The following is a 22296-nucleotide window of genomic DNA, read 5'->3' as shown; positions in this document are numbered from 1 at the left end:
GGCGAGTATCCATTAAATGAGTTACCACCACGAACAAGAAACCCTCGACGACCTGAAGGCCTGGTGGGCGAAGTGGGGCAATGCGCTGACCTGGGTCGTGCTCGCTGCGCTGCTGGCGGGGGCCGCCTATAACGGTTGGAACGGGTGGCAGCGGCGCCAGGCGGCGCAGGCCGCGGTGTTCTATGACACGATCCAGCAAGCGGTGGCCTCAGGGGACAAAACACAGATTGCTCGGGTTGCGGCGGACATGGAAGCGCGCTTCGGCGGCACCGCCTATGCACCGCTCAGCGCGCTGGCGGCCGCCAAGGCGTTGTATACGGCAGGGGATGTGGCCGGCGCAAAAGGGCAGTTGCAGTGGGTCGTCGATCAGGCGCGCGGCGACGAGTTCAAGGCGATCGCGAGGTTGCGGCTCGCCGCGCTGTTGATCGACGAAAAGGCTTATGACGCAGGCTTGAAGCTGTTGTCCGACCCGCCGCCGCAGGCATTTAGCGGTCTGTACGCGGATCGCCGCGGTGACCTGCTGGCCGCGCAGGGTAAGCGTGACGATGCGCGCGCCGCGTACCAGACCGCGCTGGCGGCGCTCGAGCACGGTGATTCGTCCGTGCGTCAGCTGATCCAGTTCAAGCTCGATGCGCTCGGTGGCTGAAGCCCCGTGCAGTTCGATTTCCGATTGACCCGTCAATGCGTCACTGATCCATGAATTTTGTCATCCGCTACGTCCGGCCGCTCGCGTGCCTGCTTTTGCTGACCGTGCTGGCCGCGTGTTCGTCCACGAAGGATGCGCGTCGCGTGCCGACCGAGCTGGCCCCGATTAAGACTGTGCTCGAGGTGCGTGAGGCGTGGAAGGCCAGCGTGGGTAAGTCCGGACGCTACCTGTTCGCCCCCGCCGCGGTCGGCGATTATGTGTACGCGACCGGCGCGAACGGCTCGGTGGTCAAGATCGATGCGACCAATGGCAAGGAGGTCTGGCGCACGAAGGTGGGCGCGGATCTGTCGGCCGGTGTTGGCAGCGACGGCACGCTGACCGCGGTCGGCACGCTCAAAGGTGACGTGTTCGTGCTCGGCGGCGATGGCAAGGTACTGTGGAAGGCGAATGCGCCCGGTGAGATCGTCACGCCGCCGGCAGTGGGTCAGGGCTTCGTGCTGGTGCGTACGATCGACGGGCGCATCACGGCATTTAACGCGCAGACCGGCGAGCAGAAATGGGTCTATGTGAACCGCGCGGTGCCGCTGAACCTGCGGACTGCGACCGGCATGACGTTCGCTGGCAACAGTGCGGTGCTGGCGGGGTTCCCGGGCGGCTCGCTTGCCGCAATCAATTTGCAAAGTGGCGATGCGTACTGGCAAACACCGGTTTCGTATCCGCGCGGTGTCACCGAAGTTGAGCGGATCAACGACGTAGTCGGCGCGCCGACGTTGGTCGGCTCGCAGACCTGTGCGGTGACGTTCCAGGGCCGGATCGGTTGCTTCGACGTGTTGAGCGGACGCGCGCTGTGGGAGCAGCCGTTCTCCAGTTATGGTGGATTGGCGCAGGACGATCGTGCCGTGGCGTCGACGGACGACTGGTCGATCGTGTCGCTGTACGATGCGATGACCGGCGAGTCCCTGTGGCAGAACACGCAGCTGAAGGGCCGCGACGTCAGTACGCCGGCGATCGTCGGCCGCGCGGTGGTGGTCGGCGACTACAAGGGGTTTGTGCACTTCCTGTCGCGTGACACCGGTGAATTCGTCGCACGGATGAGGACAGGAGGCGCGATCATCGCGCAACCGGTCGTTGCCGGCAATACGTTGGTCGTGCAGACTCGCAACGGCGACCTGTACGGTTTCCGGCCGCAATAGGCCGGCGGCCGGCATTCGCGTATGCGCGCCGCCGGCCGCTGCCGGACGGCGCGCGTGCGTTTTTGGAAAAAGCAACATGAAGCCCGTAATCGCCCTTGTTGGGCGCCCCAATGTGGGGAAATCCACGCTGTTTAACCGATTGACGCGCTCGCGCGATGCGCTTGTCGCGGATCTGCCCGGGCTCACGCGCGACCGCCATTATGGCGAGGGCCGCGTCGGCGAGCAGCCGTACCTGGTCGTCGATACGGGTGGTTTTGAGCCGGTCGCCAAGGACGGCATCCTGCATGAGATGGCTCGGCAGACGCGCCAGGCGGTCGAGGAGGCCGACGTAGTCGTGTTCGTAGTCGATGGCCGCAATGGCCTTGCGCCGCAGGACAAGACGATTGCCGACTATTTGCGCAAGACGGGCCGCCCGATCTTTCTGGTCGTCAACAAAGCCGAGGGCATGAAGTACAGCGCGGTAGCCGCGGACTTCTATGAACTCGGCCTGGGCGACCCACGCGCGATCTCCGCCGCACACGGCGACGGCGTCAGCGAGATGATCGCACAGGCGCTCACCGTCGCCTATGCGAATCGTGCGCCGCACGACGAAGCGCGCGCGGACCACGGCGTGAAAATCGCCATCGTTGGCCGGCCCAATGTCGGTAAGTCGACATTGGTCAATGCGTTGCTCGGCGAGGAGCGCGTCATTGCGTTCGACCTGCCCGGCACGACGCGCGATTCGATCTATATCGACTTCGAGCGTCAGGGCCGCCAGTACACGCTGATCGACACGGCCGGGCTGCGCAAGCGTGGCAAGGTGTTCGAGGCGGTCGAGAAGTTCTCGGTGGTCAAGACGCTGCAATCGATTGCCGACGCCAACGTAGTGATTCTGCTGCTCGACGCACGGCAGGATATCTCGGAGCAAGACGCGCATATTGCCGGTTTTGTCGTCGAACAGGGCCGCGCGCTCGTGATCGGCGTGAACAAATGGGACGGCCTGGATGAACACGTACGCGAGCGTACCAAGGCCGATTTGGCTCGCAAGCTCAAATTCCTCGACTTTGCGAAGTCACATTACATTTCGGCGGCGGAAAAAACGGGGATCGGTGCGTTGATGCGCTCGGTGGATGCCGCCTACGCGGCCGCGATGGCCAAGCTGCCGACGCCCAAGCTTACGCGGGCGCTGATCGACGCCGTGCAATTCCAGCAGCCGCGGCGCCGCGGTCCGATCCGACCAAAGCTGCGTTATGCGCACCAAGGGGGGCAGAATCCGCCGATCATTGTGATCCACGGCAATGCGTTGGATGCGATCACCGATACGTATAAACGTTACCTCGAAGGCCGGTTTCGCGAAACTTTTGGCCTCGCCGGCACTCCATTGCGCATAGAGTTTCGTTCGAGCCGGAACCCCTATGCCGATAAAGACTAATATGTCGCGACGGTTTGGCCGGCAACTTTACGGCCTTGAAAATTCGGCTATAGTGTAGCGATTGGCGGCGTTTTCTTTTTCTCGTCGCCGATATTATTAACCTGCAAAAACAACTCGGAGTTTGCTATGAGCAACAAAGGGCAACTGTTACAAGACCCGTTTCTGAACGCACTGCGCAAGGAGCATGTGCCGGTGTCGATTTATCTCGTCAACGGTATCAAGCTGCAAGGCAATATCGAGTCGTTCGACCAATATGTCGTGTTGCTCCGCAATACTGTTACGCAAATGGTGTACAAGCACGCGATCTCGACCGTTGTGCCTGCACGCCCGGTGAACTTCCATCCCGATTCGGAAGGGGCCTAATCCGATTGTCCGGCGGGCGCAGCCAGCCGGCTTGACGCCTGTCCTCCACGCTAACTGTTTCATCGATTTGATCAACGCAGCGCTTGTCAGCATAGATTTCGGAAAGATCGATTTTCAGGCCAGTCTTGAAGAACTGAGCCTGCTCGCCACTAGTGCCGGCGCTCATCCAGTGTTGACGCTGACGGGCCGGCGCTCGAGCCCGGATGCCGCGCATTTCATCGGCAGCGGCAAGGTCGAGGAGCTTCGACTCGGCGCGCAGGCCAACGACGTCGATATCGTCATTTTCAACCACGCATTGTCACCTGCGCAGCAGCGCAACCTGGAGCGTGCGATCGAGCGGCGTGTTGTCGATCGCACTAGCCTGATTCTCGATATCTTCGCGCAACGCGCGCGCAGCCATGAAGGCAAGCTGCAGGTGGAACTGGCGCAGTTACAATACCTGTCCACGCGCCTGGTTCGAGCGTGGACGCACTTGGAGCGGCAGAAAGGCGGGATCGGCTTGCGTGGCCCAGGTGAGACGCAGCTGGAAACTGACCGGCGATTGATCGGTGAACGCATCAAGATGTTGCGCGGCAAGTTGCGCAAGCTGCAGCGTCAGCACGGCACGCAGCGTCGTCAGCGTGAGCGCAATCGCACGCTGTCGGTGTCGTTGGTCGGCTACACGAACGCCGGCAAGTCAACGCTGTTCAACGCGCTGACCAAGGCGCAAGCCTATGCGGCTGACCAGTTGTTTGCGACACTGGATACGACGTCGCGCCGCGTCTATCTGCGCGAAGCGGGCAGTGTCGTGGTTTCCGACACGGTCGGCTTCATCCGAGACTTGCCGCATCCATTGGTTGCGGCGTTTCGCGCAACGCTAGAGGAAACCGTGCATGCGGACCTGCTGCTGCATGTCGTCGATGCGTCCAGCGCGGTGCGCGCAGATCAGATCGAGCAGGTCAACGACGTGTTGCGCGAGATCGGCGCGGCCTCGATTCCGCAGATTCTCGTGTTTAACAAGATCGACCAGGTGCCTGAGTTGGCAAGCCGGGCCGATCGGGTTGAAAGGAACGAGTATGGTAATATCACGCGCGTCTTTTTGAGTGCGCGAACCGGTCAGGGACTCGACGCGTTGCGTGACGCGGTGGCCGAGGTGGCGCTCGGTGCGCAGGCGTTCAAGCGTGACCCGGACGGCATGGGCGCCGACGATCACGACCCGCGTCGCGACGCCGATGGTTCACACTCGGACGAGGCCGGGTCGACGGCCGGCGTCAATGCATCCGACGACGAGCGCGTTCGCCAGGCGAGCCGCAGCGTCCACCAACAGCGTATCTGACAACTGCATTCCGCAATAACCGGCTGTGACATGGTGAACGACAAGAATATCCGAAGTACGTGGCAGCGCGCGCGTGCCGTCTTTTCAATCAATGATCCGCGCTGGGGCAGGGGCCAGGGGGACAACGACGCGTCCCGGCGTCCGCAGGATCAGCGCAATAGTGGCAAGGACGGCCAGGAAGGTCCGCCCGACCTGGACGAGTTGTGGCGCGATTTCAATCGCCGGATCAACCGGCTGTTCGGTCGCAAGGGCGGCGGCGACGGCGGCAGCCCAGGTCCAGCGAATTTGGGTAACGGCCGCGGCGGGCATCTGGGGCTGGGGCTTGTCGTCGGCGTGCTGGTTGCGATCTACCTAGCCAGCGGCGTCTATATCGTGCAGGAAGGGCAGGCCGGTGTCGTGCTGCAGTTCGGCAAGTACAAGTACACGACCGGCTCGGGGATCCAGTGGCGGTTGCCGTATCCCTTCCAGAGCAATGAGATCGTCAACATGTCGCAGGTGCGCTCGGTCGAGATCGGCCGCGACAACATGATCCGTTCGACGAATCTGAAGGATATGTCAATGCTGACCAAGGACGAGAACATCATCGATGTGCGTTTCGCGGTCCAGTATCGCGTGAAGGATCCGGCCGCGTTCTTGTTCCACAACGTCGATGCGGAAGGTACGGTGACGCAGGCCGCCGAGACCGCAGTGCGCGAAATCGTCGGCAAGAACACGATGGATTACGTGCTGTATGAGGGACGCGAGCAGGTCGCGCTGCAATTGTCGCAGCAGATCCAGCGGATCCTGGACCAGTACAAGACGGGCATTATCGTGAGCAGCGTGACAATGCAGAACGTGCAGCCGCCGCAGCAGGTGCAATCGGCGTTTGACGACGCAGTGAAGGCCGGGCAGGATCGCGAGCGGGCGAAGAATGAGGCGCTGGCCTATGCGAACAACGTGGTGCCGCTCGCGCAGGGCACCGCCGCGCGGATGGTGGCGGACGCGCACGGTTATCGCGCGCGCGTGGTGGCCCAAGCTGAGGGTGACGCCGCACGCTTTAAGCAAGTGCAAGCCGAGTACGCGAAGGCGCCAGCCGTCACGCGTGAACGAATGTATCTGGACACGATGCAACAAATCTACTCGAACGCAACGAAGGTGATCGTGGACAGCAAAGCCAGTAGCAACCTGCTGTACCTGCCGCTGGACAAGGTCATGGCACAGCATCGCGCCCGTCCGCAAGTTGGCGCGAGCCCGGGGGCTACGGACAACGGCGGGCAGGGCGGGGCGTCGCCGGCCGGCAGCTCGGCTGGTGGGCCAGCCGTGCCAGCGCAAGTGATGCCGGGTGCGTCTGTCGGCGATGACGCGAGCCGTTCCCGAGACCTGTTTCGCAGTCGCGGCCGCGACGACGGTCAATAAGAGGGGCAGGTCATGAATCGAATCATCACCCTCGTCGTTGCCGTGCTTGTCGTATTGTTCGTCGGCTCCTCGATGATCTTTGTCGTGGACCAACGCAAGTACGCGATCGTGTTCGCGTTCGGTGAAGTCAAGCAGATCATCTCGGCGCCCGGACTGCATTTGAAGGCGCCGCCGCCGTTCCAGAACGTGATCTACATGGATAAGCGCATCCAGACGATCGACAATCCGGAAGCGGACCGCTACATCACCGCGGAAAAGAAGAACCTGCTGGTCGACCTATTCGTCAAATGGCGGATTGTCGATCCGCGCAAGTTCTACATCAGTTTCCGCGGCGACGCATCACTCGCGCAGGACCGATTGACCCAGGTCATCCGCGCGGCGCTGAATGAGGAGTTCACGAAACGCACGGTCTCGGAGGTGGTCTCCAACGAGCGCGAGGTCGTGATGCAGGCGGTGCGCAAGAAGGTCGAGCGCGACGCATCGAACCTGGGCATCGACATCGTCGACGTGCGGCTGCGCCGCGTCGATTTGCTCGAGAACATTAGCGAATCGGTCTACCAGCGGATGAAGGCGGAGCGCCAGCAAGTCGCCAACGAGCAGCGCTCGACGGGTGCCGCCGAGGCCGAACGCATTCGTGCCGATGCAGACAAGCAGCGCGAAGTGGTGATCGCCGAGGCGTACAAACAGGCGCAGGAGATCAAAGGGGACGGCGATGCCAAGGCTGCGGCGATCTATGCGAATGCATTCGGCCGTGACCCGCAATTCTATGCGTTCTACCAAAGCCTGGAGGCCTATCGGCGCAGCATTGGCAACGGGGACATAGTGGTTGCGGATCCAAACAGCGAATTCTTCCGCTTCATGAAAAATCCCGTCGGCGCGGCGGTGGGCGGTGCTGCGGCCACGCCTGCCGCGCCGGGTCGCAGGCACTAGGCGCACGAGCGCCGCGCGGGCATGCGGCGCGTGTGCCCGCGCGAAAAAAAGAAGCAGGCCCATGGCCGCCACACTCTTGCTCGCCATTGCGCTGATGCTGATCATCGAAGGGATTTTCCCATTCGTGTCGCCGACGTTGTGGCTGGATACGTTTCGTAAAATAACGCAACTGCCGCCGGCACAGGTGCGGCTCGGCGGGCTGATCGCAATCGGTCTTGGGTTGCTCCTGCTGATGCTGGCGGGCTAATTGTGTCGCGCTGCGTCGCGCCACTGGACTTAAGCTGATGCCGACCTGGTTATTGCCTGAGAATATCGCCGACGTGTTGCCCTCCGAGGCACGCAAGCTCGAAGAGTTGCGTCGCGTGCTGCTCGACCGTTTCCGTTCGTATGGCTACGAGATGGTCATGCCGCCGCTGCTTGAATACCTTGAGTCATTGCTGACGGGCAGCGGCAGCGACCTAGCGTTGCGCACGTTCAAGCTGGTCGACCAGTTGTCCGGCCACACGCTGGGGTTGCGCGCGGACATCACGCCGCAGGTGTCGCGTATCGACGCGCACTTGCTGAACCGGCAGGGCGTCACGCGGCTATGCTATGCGGGGCACGTGTTGCACACGCGCCCCCGCGGCCTGCATGCGACGCGCGAGCAGATCCAGATCGGGGCCGAAATCTACGGACATGCGGGCTTGGAGGCGGATGTCGAGATCCAGCAACTGATGCTCGATAGCCTACGGCTCGCCGGGCTCGGGCCGGTGCGACTGGACCTGTGCCATGCGGGTGTGCTGGCTGCGCTGCTGGGCGCCGACGAGCGCGCACTCGGGCTGGGCCCTGCGCTGTATGCGGCGTTGGCCGGCAAGGATGTGCCCCGGCTGGACGAGCTTACGCGCGAGCTGGCGAAGCCGGTGCGCGACGCGCTGCTCGCGTTGCCGATGCTGTACGGTGATGCGTCGGTGATCGACGAGGCGCGCGAGCGGCTTCCCGCATGGCCAGCGCTCACGCGCGCGCTCGATGAGCTTGCGTTTCTTATCGCACAGATCGGCGATGCGCACGTGGCGATTGACTTGGCCGACCTGCGCGGCTACGCGTATCACAGCGGTGTGATGTTTTGCGCGTATGTCGATGGCGTGCCGAACGCCGTGGCACGCGGTGGGCGCTATGATCATGTCGGCCTTGCGTACGGGCGGGCGCGGGCGGCAACCGGCTTTTCGCTGGACTTGCGCGAGGTGGCACGGATTTCGCCGCGGCAGGCTCGCTCCAGTGCCATTCTGGCTCCGTGGAATCACGACGCGGCGTTGCGGGCCACCGTGGCGGCCCTGCGCGACAGCGGCGAGACGGTGATCCAGGCGTTGCCCGGCCACGAACATACGCTGGACGAATTCGCTTGCGACCGCGTGCTTGTGCAGCGTGGCGACGCGTGGACCGTCGAGCCGCGCTGAAGACGTCGCACGTGCCGGCTGCCTAAAAAAACGGCAGTCGTGTGCACGAACCTAGGTAGAATACGTTTTTAACCAGCTCAAGTAACACCATGTCCGCCAGCGTAGCTCAATCAGGTCAAGCGGCAGCCCAGTCCGGACGCAATGTCGTCGTGGTCGGCACCCAGTGGGGTGACGAAGGAAAGGGCAAGATCGTCGACTGGCTCACCGATCATTCCCAAGGCGTCGTGCGCTTTCAAGGCGGGCACAACGCGGGCCATACGCTGATCATCGGCGGCAAGAAAACCATCCTGCGGTTGATCCCATCGGGCATCATGCGCGATGGCGTCGCATGCTACATCGGCAACGGCGTCGTGCTGTCGCCGCAAGCGCTGTTCAAGGAGATTGGCGAGCTCGAGGATGCCGGCGTCGACGTGCGCAACCGGTTGTTCATCTCCGAAGCGGCCACGCTGATCCTACCGTATCATATTGCGATCGATCAGGCGCGCGAGGCGCGGCGCGGCGCCGGCAAGATCGGCACCACCGGGCGCGGCATCGGGCCGGCGTACGAGGACAAATTTGGCCGGCGCGCGCTACGCGTGCATGACCTATTCGACGCGGCGACGTTCGCGGACCGGCTGCGTGAGAACCTCGATTTCCATAATTTCGTGCTCACGCAATACCTGGGCGCGCAGGCGGTCGACTTCCAGCAAACGCTGGATACGATGCTCGGCTACGCGGACCGGCTCGCGCCGATGATCACCGATGTGTCACGGCGGTTGTATGACGAGAACAATGCCGGACGCAACCTGCTGTTCGAAGGCGCGCAAGGCACGTTGCTGGACATTGACCACGGTACGTATCCGTTCGTCACGTCGAGCAATTGCGTCGCAGGTGCCGCGGCGGCCGGCGCCGGCATTGGCCCGCACAAGCTTAACTACGTCCTCGGGATCACGAAGGCCTATTGCACGCGCGTGGGCGCCGGGCCGTTCCCGAGCGAGCTGTACGACACGGACAATCCGCAACGTCAGGACCCGGTCGGTTTGACGCTGGCCAACGTCGGCAAGGAATTCGGTTCGGTGACGGGCCGCCCGCGCCGCACCGGCTGGCTCGATGCAGCCGCGCTCAAGCGCTCGATTCAGATCAACGGCGTGACGGGTTTGTGCATCACGAAGCTGGACGTGCTTGACGGGCTCGACGAAGTGCGGCTGTGCACCGGCTACAGGATCGATGGCCGGGACGTGGACATCCTGCCGCGCGGCGCGACGCAAGTGAGCCGCTGTGAACCTGTGTACGAGACGTTCCCCGGCTGGAAGGCGAGCACGATCGGCATCAACGCCTGGGATGCGCTGCCTGCCAATGCGCGCGCGTATCTGACGCGACTGCAGCAAGTGGCCGGCGTGCCAATCGATATGGTATCGACCGGTCCGGATCGCGACGAGACGATCCTGCTGCGTCATCCGTTCAAGGCTTGATGGTACTGCGCGATCCCGATTTTCCTATGATGAAAGAAATAAGTTCGGACCCGCGCAACGACGAACAGCACCTGTGGGTCGGCTGGGACGATTATCATCGGCTGATCGAGCGGCTTGCGTTGAGCGTGCACGAGTCGGGTTGGAAGTTCGACAAGATTTTGTGCCTGGCGCGTGGTGGGTTGCGCGTCGGCGACCAGTTGTCGCGGATCTATGACTTGCCGCTGGCCATTCTTGCCACGAGTTCGTATCGCGAGGCTGCGGGCACGCAGCAGGGCGATCTCGATATCGCGCGGTACATCACGATGACGCGCGGCGAGTTGTCCGGCAATGTGTTGCTGGTGGACGATCTCGTCGATTCGGGGGTCACGCTGGCGCGCGTGCAGGAGCATTTGAAGGAGCGGTATCCGGCTATTACGGCGGTGCGCTCGGCGGTACTATGGTACAAGGCATGCTCGAAGGTGAAGCCGGATTACTTCGTCCAGCACCTGCCGACCAATCCGTGGATCCATCAGCCGTTCGAAGAATGGGACACGGTGCGTCCGCACAACCTGGCCGCGTGGATCAAGCGCGGCACCGGCGGTACTGCGCCGGCAGCGTGATTTGCGCCAGGTGACGGTATCGACAATGGACGAACATAAGGCGGCTGCTTCTGGCAGCCGCTTTTTTATCGTCGAGGGGCGCGGCGCGCGGTCTGTCCCGTAGTCAATCGCAATCGCAATCGGAACGGCGCCGCAAGCTTCCGTGGTGGGACAACAACATCGCATGCCCCGGCTTACTCCTTGAGTCTGCATGGATAGAATATCGTCTCGTTTTCGCGACACGACGCCCGACATGACGAATGCTCTCCACAGTCATCCAATCCGTATCCAACCGTTGCCCGCCTTGGCGGTGGCCGCAATCGGCGTCGTGTTCGGCGATATCGGCACCAGTCCACTGTATGCGCTGAAGGAGGCTTTCAGTCCGCAGCACGGTATCGCGTTGACGCCAGAGAGCATCCTCGGCGTGATCTCGCTGCTATTCTGGGCGATTGTCATCGTGGTGTCGTTGAAATACGTACTTTTCGTGATGCGGGCCGACAACGATGGCGAGGGTGGCGTGCTCGCGCTGATGGCGCTCGCGTTGCGCGGGTTTCCGCGCGACGGCAAGTGGATCGGCGTGCTGATGGCCCTCGGCATCTTTGGCGCCTGCATGTTCTATGGCGATGCGGTGATCACGCCGGCGATCTCGGTGATGTCCGCAGTCGAGGGGTTGGAAATCGCCGCGCCATCGCTCGCGCAATATGTGCTGCCGATCACGCTGCTAATTCTGATCGCGCTGTTCATGCTGCAGAAGCATGGCACTGAGGTCGTGGGGCGGTTGTTCGGGCCCGTGATGATCGTCTGGTTCGTTACGCTTGCGCTGCTGGGCCTGTACCATATCGCCACCGCGCCTCGTGTGATTGCGGCGCTCAATCCATGGTATGCGATACGCTTCATGCACGACCATGCGGTGCAGGCGTATCACGTGCTCGGCTCGGTGTTCCTCGTGCTCACCGGCGCCGAGGCGCTGTACGCGGACATGGGGCATTTCGGCGCAAAACCGATTCGCGTCGCGTGGTATGGGATGGTGATGCCTGCGCTGGTGCTGAATTATTTCGGACAGGGCGCGTTGTTGCTCAGTGATCCGACCGCAATCCAGAATCCGTTCTATCTGCTCGCGCCGGACTGGGCACTGCTGCCGTTGGTGGTGCTTGCCACGGCGGCCACCGTGATCGCGTCGCAGGCGGTGATCTCCGGCGCATTCTCGCTGACCAGCCAAGCGATCCAGCTTGGCTACGTGCCGCGGATGAAGATCCAGCACACGTCCGCGAGCGCGATTGGGCAGATCTACATCCCGATCGTGAACTGGCTGCTGCTGTTTGTAATCCTCATTATTGTGCTGGGTTTCAAGAGTTCGGACAATCTTGCGGCGGCCTACGGGATCGCGGTCACTACGACCATGGTGATCACGACGATACTCGCGTGTGTCGTGATGGTGCGCGTTTGGAACTGGAACAAGCTGTGGGTGGCGACGATCATCCTGGGCTTTATCACGGTTGACCTGTCGTTCTTCGGTGCGAACCTGCTGAAGCTGCGCGAGGGCGGCTGGCTGCCATTGCTGATCGGCGCATTCCTGTTCTTCCTGTTAACCACTTGGTACAAGGGCCGGCAGATCGTCAAGGAGCGCACCGCGGCCGACGGTATTCCACTGATGCCATTCGTGCAGGGGCTGCTTGCTCATCCGCCGCATCGCGTGTCGGGTTCGGCCATTTACCTGACCGGCAACGATACGCTGGTGCCGGTCAGCTTGCTGCATAACCTAAAGCACAATAAGGTGTTGCACGAGCGCACGATTTTCATGACGTTCATCACGCTGGACATACCGTATGTCGATGACCATCGGCGCATTGACATCAAGGAGCTCGGCGGCGGGCTATACCTGGTGCGCGCGACGTACGGTTTTAACGAGACACCGGACTTAAATGGCGTGCTTAAGCTGCTCGAGCAACAGGAAAACATGTCGTTCGACTTGATGGATACGTCGTTCTTCCTCGCCCGGGAAACTGTCGTGCCGACGCAATTGCCGGGCATGTCGGTGTGGCGCGAGCGGATTTTTGCCTGGATGCACCAGAACGCCGCGAAGCCTACTGACTTTTTCAGCATCCCGGCCAATCGGGTCGTCGAGCTCGGCACAAAGATCGAGATTTGATTGGCCTGCCCCCACCGCGTGCTATCACCTGTCACTGTACTTCAGCAGCCGCGCAGTGCAGCGCACGTTACCGCAGCCGCCGCCTCCGTCAGCGCAGTTTGAGCTTGGCGAACGCGGCTGCCATCGCGCTTTGCGGTTCCGTCTCCCGGCTGCGTCCGCCGCGGCCCTGACCGCCGCGTCCACCGGTATCTTGGTCACGCGATGCTGCGCTGCCCGTGCCGGCCCCGCCTGCCGTGGCGTCGTCTGACAGACGCATTGTCAGCGAGATGCGCTGCCGTTTCAGGTCTACCTCGAGGACCTTAACGGTGACAACCTGGCCCGCTTTGACGACCTCGTGCGGGTCCTTCACGAACTTCGTTGACATCGCGGACACGTGCACGAGCCCATCCTGGTGCACGCCAATATCGATGAACGCGCCGAATGCCGCGACGTTGGTGACCACGCCTTCGAGAATCATCCCGGGCGACAGGTCGGCAAGCGTCTCGACGCCTTCGCGGAACGTCGCAGTCTTGAACTCGGGCCGTGGGTCGCGCCCCGGCTTTTCGAGTTCGCCCAGGATGTCTCGCACGGTGGGCAAGCCAAAGCGTTCGTCGACGAATTCGGCTGCGGACAGCTTCGACAGCACGTCACGATTGCCCATCACATCGGACACCGACTTGTTGATCTTCGCGAGGATGCGCTCGACCACCGGATAGGCTTCTGGGTGCACTGCCGAGCGGTCCAGCGGGTTCTCACCAGAGTTGATGCGCAGGAAGCCGGCCGCCTGCTCGAAGGTCTTGTCGCCCAGGCGCGGCACCTTTTTCAAGTGCTCCCGGGACGGGAAGGGGCCATGGGTGTCGCGATACTCGACGATGTTGCGTGCGAGTGTTGCGTTCAGGCCAGATACCCGGGCAAGCAGCGCAATCGATGCGGTATTCGCGTCCACGCCCACCGCGTTGACGCAATCCTCGACGACCGCATCCAGCGTGCGTGCCAATTCTCGCTGATTGACGTCATGTTGGTATTGGCCCACACCAATTGCCTTCGGCTCGATCTTCACCAGCTCGGCGAGCGGATCCTGTAGGCGGCGCGCGATCGAGACCGCACCGCGCAGCGATACGTCCAGTTCGGGGAATTCCTTCGCCGCCAGTTCCGACGCCGAGTACACTGACGCGCCCGCCTCGGAGACGACGATTTTTTGCAGCTTCAGTTCAGGATGTCGTGCGATCAGCTCGCTGGCCAGCTTGTCGGTTTCGCGTGATGCGGTGCCGTTGCCGATGCTGATCAGCTCAGCCTGCGTCGCTTGGGCGAGCCGCGCGAGCCGAGCCAGCGACCCGTCCCAATCGCGGCGCGGTTCATGTGGATAAATCGTATCGGTGGCCAGCAGCTTGCCGGTGCGGTCGACTACCGCCACCTTGACGCCGGTGCGTAGCCCCGGGTCCAACCCGATCACCGCCCTGGGGCCAGCCGGCGCGGCCAGCAATAGGTCCTTTAAGTTTCGCGCGAACACATTGATCGCTTCGTGCTCGGCGCGCTCGCGCAACTGGGTCAGCAGGTCGTTTTCCAAATGCGGTTGCACCTTCACGCGCCAGCACCAGCGGCACACGTCGCTGAGCCACTTGTCGGCCGGCCGCCCTTGGTTGGTAATGCCGAAGTGGCGCGCGATCATCGCTTCGCCAGGATGCGGCACTTGTGCATCGAGTTCCTCGCCTAGGCCAAGCTTGACGAACAGCACGCCGGCATTGCGGCCTCGGAACAGCGCGAGCGCGCGGTGCGACGGCACCGTCTTGATCGTCTCCGCGTAATCGTAGTAATCGCGGAATTTCTCGCCTTCCTCTTTTTCCTTGCCCTCGACGACAGTGGAGATCACTACGCCCTGGTTCCACAGATAGTCGCGCAGTCGGCCCAGCAACTCGGCGGTTTCACCGAACTGTTCGGACAGGATGTCGCGCGCGCCGTCCAATGCTGCCTTGAGGTTGGCAATGCCTTTGTCGGCATCGACGAAGCGGGCGGCTTGCGCTTGCGGATCGCGCGTCGGATCCGCGAGCAACGCATCTGCCAGAGGCTGCAACCCCGCCTCGCGCGCGATTTGCGCCCGGGTGCGACGCTTGGGCTTGTATGGCAGGTAGAGATCCTCGAGCGTTTGTTTCGCGTCAGCAGCTAGAATCGCGGTGCGCAATTCATCAGTCAGCTTACCCTGCTCGTCAATGCTTTGCAGAATCGCCGCGCGACGATCCTCCAGCTCGCGCAGGTACAGCAGCCGCTCCTCGAGCAAGCGCAGTTGCGTGTCGTCCAAGTTGCCGGTGACTTCCTTACGGTAGCGCGCGATGAACGGAACCGTTGATCCTTCGTCAAGCAGTTGTACGGCGGCGGCGACCTGCCGTGGCTGGACATTCAACTCGGTGGCGATGCGCTGTACGATTTTCAGTGCTACGTTGTCCGTCATGGATGAGGCTTGTGCGGGTTCGAGCCGGGCATTTTGCCATAAGCGCGATGCGGGCCGGTCGTGACACCAGACCGCGATGATAGAATTCCGACATGTACGACCGCCTACCGACGTCCTCCCCTGTACCGCGCCAGCGCGCTCGCGAATCGATGCCGCTCAGCGGGTTCCTATCTTCTTCGCGGTCGCACCGTCACGCGGCGGCGGTAACCCATACTGCGCGACGCGAGCGGGCGTGGCCGCTGGCTGGATGGCTGCTTGCGTGGGTGGCCAGCATTGTGCCGGCTGCGCCATTGTATGCGCAGACCATGATGTTGCCGATGTCCGACGCCAGCGATGGCGTGGCTGCGACGACGGGCGTTGAGGCGGGGGCGTCGGCGATGCCGGTTATCGCGCCACAGGAGCCTTCGGCACTCTTGCATGCGACGGATGATGGCCGCACGGGCGCACGTGCAGCGGTTGCTGGCAGCGCCGACGCGCAGGCCGCGGATCGGGAGGGTGCCGATGGGCGTGCGCAAGATGCATCGTTCGGTGCTCGGCAGGCGCAGCTCGATCGCCGCAGCGAGCTCAACCGGTACGAGTATGGTGTCGCGAAGCACAACTGCTACAGCGCCATCCTGGTCAACCATTGTCTGGAGAAGGCGCGCGACCGAATGATTGCGAACAAGATGCTGATTCGCGACGAGCAAAATGCGCTCGACAACGAGCGCCGGGCCGCGCATGCGCGACAACGCGACGAGCAGGCTGCGCTCAAGCGTGAGGCGCACGCGCGCGAGGCGCCTCAACGCGCGGCGCGTGAGCGCGAGAACGAGCAGTCATACGAAGAGAAGCAGCGCCAGCATGCGATCGATGAGGCGCGACGTAACGCGCAAGCGCCACAACGCGAGGCGAACCAGCGCGCGTACGATCAGAAGCAGGTGGACTACCAACGCAAGCTGGAGCAGGCGCGGCAGCAGGCTGCCCAGGATGCGCAGCAACGGGCAGACAATGCGCGCAAGTTCCAGCAGAAGCAGCAGCGCGCGGCGCAGCATGCGCAGGACGTACGCGAGCGCCAGGCCCGCGCCGCGCGCAAGCAGGGCGTTTCCACACCGGGCGCCGCGTCGGCAGCCTCCGGCACGGGCGGACAGTAGGGCCGCAGGCCCGGTTGGCGGACAAATGCCCAAGTCCTGCGTCAACCGCAGTAGAATCATGGTAAAGCGACTTTATTTCGGGTGCCGACGTCACAGGTGTGACGGCTCCAGATCGATCCGGAGGAAAAGGGCATGCAGCATGCATACGACGCTGACACGGTGGCAATCCAGAGCCAGATTGCTCGACTCCAGGATGAGCATCATGACCTGGACTGTCTGGTCAATCGGGTGGCTAGTGTGCCCGGCATGAGCGACCTCGAGCTGCAGCGGCTAAAAAAGCGCAAGCTGAAGGTCAAAGACACGATTACGCTGTTGCAGTTACAGCTGGGGCCAGATACCCATCATTGATGCAGCGCGGCGGCTCCCGCCGCGTTCGCGCGACACGCCGGTAGGCGTGCGCTGGCACGGCGCCACACCGACTTTGCAGGAATTGCCGCATTGACCTCCACGCCTGAATTGCGTCCGCGCGAACCGGATAGTTCGCCCTCGATCGATGGTGCGCCGGCCGCGCCGACGCTGACCCCGGACGGACTCACTGTTGCTCCGCGCCGGCTCGCCGAACTCGGCGTGATCTTCGCTGCGGACGGTGTGTTGGCCCGTCATATCGACGGCTATCGGCCGCGTGAAGCGCAACTGCGCATGGCGCAAGCGGTCGCGGCGGCGATCGATGCGACAGGCCGCCTGCCGGATGCCGGTGCGCTTGCGCTGGCCCATACTGAACGTCCATCGCGGCGGCTCAGCGCGCAGCGCGGCGAGCGGCGCGCTGCGCCGGGCGCCGCGCCTGCCGGTGCCGCGTCGTGCGACGCGGAGGCTACAGCGGGCGACAATACGCTGATCGTCGAGGCCGGTACCGGCACTGGTAAGACCTTCGCGTATCTCGTGCCCGCGATGCTGTGGGGGGGCAAGGTGATCGTGTCCACTGGCACTAAGCATTTGCAGGACCAGCTGTTCCAGCGCGACATTCCGACAGTGCGCGACGCGCTCGCGGTTCCCGTATCGATCGCGATGCTCAAGGGGCGCGCGAACTACCTGTGTCACTATTACCTGGCGCGCACTGCCGACAACGGCCGGTTGCCGTCGCGGCAGGACGCCGCGCATTTACAGGAAATCGTGCGCTTCGCGAAGGTCACGCGCAGTGGTGACAAGGCCGAGTTGGCTAGCGTGCCGGAAAACGCGCCAGTGTGGTCACTGGTGACGTCCACACGCGACAATTGCCTATCGCAGGAGTGCCCGCATTACAAGGACTGCTTTGTGATGCAGGCGCGTCGCGATGCGCAGCAGGCTGATCTCGTGGTGGTCAATCACCATCTGTTTTTTGCTGACATCATGCTGCGCGACACCGGCATGGCGGAGTTGCTGCCCAGCGCGAACACGATTATCTTCGACGAGGCGCACCAACTGCCCGAGACCGCGACACTGTTTTTCGGCGAGACGTTGTCTACCGCGCAATTGCTCGAACTGGCCCGCGATAGCGTCGCCGAAGGCCTGCTCAACGCGCGCGATGCAGTTGAATGGACGCGGCTTGGCGCGACGCTGGAGCGCGCGGCGCGCGACGTCAGGCTCGCGTTTAAGCAGGATTCGCTACGCATCTCGCAGTCGCAACTCGGCAACGAGCATCCGCTGTTCGACGCGCTCGTCGGCGTCGAAGCGGCGCTCGATGAATTGATCGCGGCGCTCACGCAGCAAGCCGAACGCGCGGAGCCGCTGGCCAATTGCCTGCGGCGCGCCCGAGAACTGCGGCAGATGCTCGATGGCTGGTGCGGGCCGGGCAATGCGCCGGCGCAAGTCGCGCCATCTGCGGGCTCGCGGCAGGGCACGCCATTGGGCGCAGCGCGGCAGCGCGGCGACGTTGCATCGGCATCAGGATCCGCTTCGGGATCGGTGCCACCCGACGACGCGGGCCAATTCGGCGACGAGAGGGTGCGCTGGGTGGAAGTATTTTCCCACACGGTACAATTGCATCAGACACCGCTGTCTGTCGCTCCGATATTCGCGAAGCAGCGCGCGGGCACGCCTCGCGCGTGGATCTTTACGTCCGCGACGTTGTCCGTGCGGGGCGATTTTAACCACTACGCCACGCAAATGGGCCTGAACGCGCGTCGCTCGATGACGCTGTCCAGCCCGTTCGACTATCCCAATCAGGCATTACTGTACGTGCCGCGCAATTTGCCGCAGCCGTCATCGCCGTATTTTACGGACGCGGTGTGTGATGCCGCGCTGCCGGCGATTGAGGCGTCCGGCGGCGGCGTGTTCGTACTATGCACGACACTGCGGGCGGTCGACCGGATGGCCGCGCGATTGCGCGACGCCATCCTCGCGCGGGGATGGTCGTATCCGTTGCTGGTGCAAGGCGAGGCCAGCCGCACCGAGTTGCTGGACCGTTTCCGTCAATACGGCAACGCGCTCCTGGTGGGCAGCCAGAGCTTCTGGGAGGGCGTGGACGTGCGTGGCGACGCGTTGTCGCTGGTGGTCATCGATAAGCTGCCGTTTGCGCCGCCCGACGACCCGGTATTGGCCGCGCGGCTGGACGCATTGACGCGCAAGGGGCTGAGCCCGTTCGCGGTGCACCAGTTGCCGCAGGCAGTGATCACGCTGAAACAGGGCGCCGGCAGGTTGATCCGTGCCGAAACCGATCGCGGTGTGCTGATGATCTGCGATCCGCGCTTGGTCGACAAGCCGTACGGCAAACGCATCTGGCAAAGCCTGCCCCCGTTCTGTCGCACCCGCGAGATCGATGTGGTACGGACCTTTTTTATCGGCTCGGCGCCAGCGAATCCGTCCGTCGATTCACACCCGATGCCTCAGTTGGCGTGACGGTCGCGGGCATCGCGCGGACATGAAAAAGCCTGGCGTAAGCCAGGCGATCCGACGCCAGGCGTGGCGCCACGCGGTATCAGAACCGGCGCGTGCGGCCGGCCCGGTTCACCAGAATTGATACCACGGCTTTTCACCCTTGCGCAGTGTGCGGGCGTGACCGGTCACGTATGGGCTGTCCGGAAACGTCGATGTAAGCACGCGCTGGGTATCGTCGGCGAGCTGCGGCTGGTTCAGCGCGCGATACGACAATATCATCACATGCAGCGCATCCTCGGTGGCCGGCGCATTCTTGTATTCCTTCAGCACCATTTGCGCGCGATTGATCGCGGCAACGTACGCGCCGCGCCGATAGTAATAGTCGGCGGTGTGCACTTCGTGCGACGCCAATGCGTTGACGATGTAACGCATGCGTTGTGCGGCGTCCGGCGCGTACTTGCTGCTCGGATACTTCTCGACGACGACGCGAAACGCATCGTACGAGTCACGCAACGCCTTCGGGTCGCGCTCGCTCATGTCCTGACCGGCGAAGCGGCCGAATAGACCCAGGTCGTCGTTGAAGCTGATTAGGCCCTTCAAGTAGTACGCGTATGCGATATCCGGATGGTCGGGGTGCAACTGGATGAAGCGGTCTACCGCTTGTTCGGCCGCCGCTGTTTCATTGTCCTTCCATTGGCAGTATGCGACGTTGATTTGCGCCTGTTGCGCGAAATGACCGAACGGATCGCGCCCCTGCAGCAATTCGAAGTACTTTGAGCACTTGCTCCAGTCACCGGCGGTAAAGGCGTCCTGGGCCTCCGAGTATAATTTCTGATTGGTCCACGCTGCCGTTTCGTCCGTTTTCTCGGGTAGCCCGTGGCAGCCGGCGACGATCGCCGCTGCGATGGTTACGGCAGCGATCCTCAATGTGTTCAGCACTCGCATGTCCAGTGAAGTCCAGATGACTCGTTCAAATGACCGGTCCAGCGCCGGCGTCGATCCGCACGATTATAGCCCAAGCGAAAGCTCGGCCCGCCTCGACGAGCAGGTTGCGCGGGTACCGCCGGCGTTGGCGGGCGAGCGGCTGGACAAGGTCCTTGCGCGACTGTTCCCCGCCTTCTCGCGCAGCCGCCTGCAGACGTGGATCGACGCGGGGCGCGTGACGTTGGACGGCGCACCGGCGCGGCTGCGCCAGCCAGTGCCGCCGGGTGCGACCGTGCGGCTTGTGCCGGACCTGCTACCGCAAGCGCTGGCGTTCGCGCCGGAGCCGGTGCCATTGCCAATCGTCTACGAGGACGACACCTTGGTTGTGATCGACAAGCCGGCCGGGCTGGTCGTGCACCCGGCTGCGGGCAATTGGAGTGGCACGCTGCTCAACGGCCTGCTGCATCGCTATCCGGACGCTGCCGGACTGCCGCGTGCGGGCATTGTGCACCGTCTGGACAAGGACACCTCAGGCCTCATGGTGGTCGCGCGGACGTTGGCTGCGCAGACAGATCTGGTCAGGCAGTTGCAGGCGCGCACGGTCAAGCGTCGCTATATTGCGCTTGCCTGGGGCGTGACGCCGCCGAGCGGATGCATCGACGCGCCGATCGGACGGGATCCGCGCGAGCGTACGCGCATGGCGGTGATCGCCGGGGCCGCCGGCAAGGCCGCGCGCACGCACTTCGAGACCGTGGCCAGCGGCGTGTGGGCCGGACAACCGGTATCGAGGCTGCGTTGTGATTTGGAGACCGGGCGCACGCATCAGATCCGCGTACATCTTGCCCATACCGGCCACCCGCTGCTTGGCGACCCGCTGTATGGCCGCGTGCGCAACGCGCGGCAACGGCCCGCGCTGCCCGCCGGCTTCGCACGCCAGGCGCTGCATGCGTGGCGGCTCGCGCTGGTGCACCCGGCCACCCACGCGCCGGTGGCGTGGCGCTCGGCGATGCCGGAGGACCTGGCGCAATTGGCCGCCGCGCTCGGACTGGCGGACACACCCGATGACGAAGCCGCGACAATCGACTTCGCACAGCAACACGCCTACGACGACGGCGGCAGTGTTGCCGACGATGAAGAGGACGAGTTCGAATGAATCCGATCGGCGCCCCGACGTCCCAACGCTTTGCCGAGTTGACGCTATCCGACTGCATCGTGCCGGACTGGCGCGTGAGCCAGCGCGTGTGTGCGCTGATGACCACGCGCGCCGGCGGCGTGAGCTGCGGCGCATATGGCGTGCTGCGCAATCAGCAATGTGCGCCTGGCGGCCTGAACCTGGGGCTGCATACCGGCGATGACATGGAGGCGGTGCGCGAGAACCGTCGCCGCGTGCTCGCGCTGGCGGGTGCGCACGCCGCCTGGCTCGAGCAGGTGCATGGCACGCGCGTGGTCAGCGCCGACGAAGTGGTCGGGACCGATCTGCTGACAGCCGATGCGCTGGGGCCGAAGGCCGATGCCAGCGTGACCGACCGCGCCGGGGTGGTTTGCGCGATACTGGTGGCCGACTGCATGCCGGTGTTGATTTGCGACGAAGCCGGCCGGGCCGTGGGTGCCGCGCATGCCGGATGGCGCGGGCTCGTGGGCGGCGTGATCGAGCATACGGTCGGTGCGGTGCGCGCGTTGCGCGCGCGCCATGAGCACGCGCCCGGGGTGCTGCACGCGTATCTCGGTCCATCGATTGGTCCATGTGCGTTCGAAGTCGGGGAAGAGGTGCGCGCCGCGTTCCTCGACGCGTCGCTGCCGGACGAGCGTGATGCGACCGATGCAGCGTTCGTCGAGCTGCCCTCGCGTGCTATCGATGACGTTTCACGTGTCGATGACGTCGCCGATGTGCACGGCGATGGCCGATGCAAGTACTTCGGGAATCTTGGCGCGCTAGCCCGGCTGAGGCTGGCCCGGGTCGGCGTGCACCATGTGAGCGGGCCCCACGCGTGCACGTTCAGCGATCCGGCGCGCTTCTATTCCTATCGACGGGACCGCACGACGGGCCGCATGGCAGCATTGATCTGGTTGGCCTGACCGTATGTGTGGTGTGGCGGCGGCCCGCACCGCCATACCACACGGCTGCGGTCGCGGTCGCGTGCCGCGACCTCGGGAAAATGCCGA

The 22296-nt window shown here is 63.6% G+C and carries 19 protein-coding genes; 17 read left to right on the top strand and 2 right to left on the bottom strand.

Annotated elements, in window-relative coordinates:
• Positions 1-16: 16 nt before the first annotated feature.
• The 12 genes from RA167_RS07240 to RA167_RS07185 all read left to right on the top strand — a co-directional run bounded on the left by RA167_RS07240 (position 17) and on the right by RA167_RS07185 (position 12864).
• Positions 17-646: a tetratricopeptide repeat protein gene (locus RA167_RS07240; protein WP_076785038.1), complete on the top strand. Its 630-nt coding sequence runs from the start codon at positions 17-19 to the stop codon at positions 644-646.
• 50 nt (positions 647-696) lie between these two features.
• On the top strand, positions 697-1839 hold the full coding sequence (gene bamB, locus RA167_RS07235) for an outer membrane protein assembly factor BamB (RefSeq protein WP_076785037.1): 1143 nt from the start codon (positions 697-699) through the stop codon (positions 1837-1839).
• 76 nt (positions 1840-1915) lie between these two features.
• The gene (gene der / locus RA167_RS07230) at positions 1916-3250 is read left to right on the top strand and encodes a ribosome biogenesis GTPase Der (protein WP_076785036.1); all 1335 of its coding nucleotides are present in this window, start codon (positions 1916-1918) and stop codon (positions 3248-3250) included.
• A 126-nt stretch (positions 3251-3376) separates the two neighbouring features.
• Positions 3377-3613, top strand: a complete 237-nt coding sequence (hfq, locus tag RA167_RS07225; RefSeq protein WP_076785035.1) for an RNA chaperone Hfq — start codon at positions 3377-3379, stop codon at positions 3611-3613.
• 67 nt (positions 3614-3680) lie between these two features.
• Positions 3681-4928 (top strand): GTPase HflX, encoded by a 1248-nt coding sequence (hflX, locus tag RA167_RS07220; protein WP_076785034.1) that lies wholly within the window; start codon positions 3681-3683, stop codon positions 4926-4928.
• A gap of 30 nt (positions 4929-4958) precedes the next feature.
• Positions 4959-6323: an FtsH protease activity modulator HflK gene (gene hflK / locus RA167_RS07215; RefSeq protein ID WP_083705954.1), complete on the top strand. Its 1365-nt coding sequence runs from the start codon at positions 4959-4961 to the stop codon at positions 6321-6323.
• 12 nt (positions 6324-6335) lie between these two features.
• Entirely contained in the window at positions 6336-7253 is a 918-nt protein-coding gene (gene hflC / locus RA167_RS07210) for a protease modulator HflC (protein WP_076785033.1), read from the top strand.
• 61 nt (positions 7254-7314) lie between these two features.
• Positions 7315-7500 carry a DUF2065 domain-containing protein gene (locus RA167_RS07205; RefSeq protein ID WP_076785032.1) on the top strand — a complete coding sequence of 62 codons (186 nt, stop codon included), beginning with the start codon at positions 7315-7317 and terminating at the stop codon, positions 7498-7500.
• Between the two features lie 37 nt (positions 7501-7537).
• Positions 7538-8686 (top strand): ATP phosphoribosyltransferase regulatory subunit, encoded by a 1149-nt coding sequence (locus tag RA167_RS07200; protein WP_076785031.1) that lies wholly within the window; start codon positions 7538-7540, stop codon positions 8684-8686.
• Positions 8687-8775: 89 nt separating this feature from the next.
• Positions 8776-10137, top strand: a complete 1362-nt coding sequence (locus RA167_RS07195; RefSeq protein WP_076785030.1) for an adenylosuccinate synthase — start codon at positions 8776-8778, stop codon at positions 10135-10137.
• 26 nt (positions 10138-10163) lie between these two features.
• Positions 10164-10736: a phosphoribosyltransferase gene (locus RA167_RS07190; protein ID WP_076787207.1), complete on the top strand. Its 573-nt coding sequence runs from the start codon at positions 10164-10166 to the stop codon at positions 10734-10736.
• Positions 10737-10968: 232 nt separating this feature from the next.
• The gene (locus RA167_RS07185; protein ID WP_076785029.1) at positions 10969-12864 is read left to right on the top strand and encodes a potassium transporter Kup; all 1896 of its coding nucleotides are present in this window, start codon (positions 10969-10971) and stop codon (positions 12862-12864) included.
• 88 nt (positions 12865-12952) lie between these two features.
• Here the strand turns inward: RA167_RS07185 and RA167_RS07180 are convergent, their stop codons facing one another.
• Positions 12953-15289 carry a Tex family protein gene (locus RA167_RS07180; RefSeq protein ID WP_076785028.1) on the bottom strand — a complete coding sequence of 779 codons (2337 nt, stop codon included), beginning with the start codon at positions 15287-15289 and terminating at the stop codon, positions 12953-12955.
• A gap of 92 nt (positions 15290-15381) precedes the next feature.
• Between RA167_RS07180 and RA167_RS07175 the strand changes: the two genes are divergently transcribed.
• The 3 genes from RA167_RS07175 (at position 15382) to RA167_RS07165 (ending at position 19230) form a co-directional block, all read left to right on the top strand.
• On the top strand, positions 15382-16416 hold the full coding sequence (locus tag RA167_RS07175; protein WP_237574256.1) for a hypothetical protein: 1035 nt from the start codon (positions 15382-15384) through the stop codon (positions 16414-16416).
• A gap of 132 nt (positions 16417-16548) precedes the next feature.
• Positions 16549-16764, top strand: a complete 216-nt coding sequence (locus RA167_RS07170) for a DUF465 domain-containing protein (protein WP_076785027.1) — start codon at positions 16549-16551, stop codon at positions 16762-16764.
• 90 nt (positions 16765-16854) lie between these two features.
• The gene (locus RA167_RS07165; RefSeq protein ID WP_139336958.1) at positions 16855-19230 is read left to right on the top strand and encodes an ATP-dependent DNA helicase; all 2376 of its coding nucleotides are present in this window, start codon (positions 16855-16857) and stop codon (positions 19228-19230) included.
• Between the two features lie 108 nt (positions 19231-19338).
• On the opposite strand, the gene RA167_RS07160 is transcribed toward RA167_RS07165, so the two are convergent.
• Entirely contained in the window at positions 19339-20154 is an 816-nt protein-coding gene (locus tag RA167_RS07160) for an outer membrane protein assembly factor BamD (protein ID WP_076785026.1), read from the bottom strand.
• 16 nt (positions 20155-20170) lie between these two features.
• On the opposite strand from RA167_RS07160, the gene RA167_RS07155 reads away from it, so the two are divergent.
• Positions 20171-21286 (top strand): RluA family pseudouridine synthase, encoded by a 1116-nt coding sequence (locus RA167_RS07155; RefSeq protein ID WP_076787202.1) that lies wholly within the window; start codon positions 20171-20173, stop codon positions 21284-21286.
• Complete coding sequence (gene pgeF / locus RA167_RS07150; RefSeq protein WP_076785025.1) at positions 21283-22209, top strand: peptidoglycan editing factor PgeF; 927 nt, start codon at positions 21283-21285, stop codon at positions 22207-22209. Before RA167_RS07155 ends, pgeF begins: the two co-directional genes overlap by 4 nt.
• Positions 22210-22296: the final 87 nt, after the last annotated feature.

Source organism: Mycetohabitans endofungorum (genome assembly GCF_037477895.1).
GTDB lineage: Bacteria > Pseudomonadota > Gammaproteobacteria > Burkholderiales > Burkholderiaceae > Mycetohabitans.
This window is presented reverse-complemented; position numbering and strand designations above follow the sequence as displayed.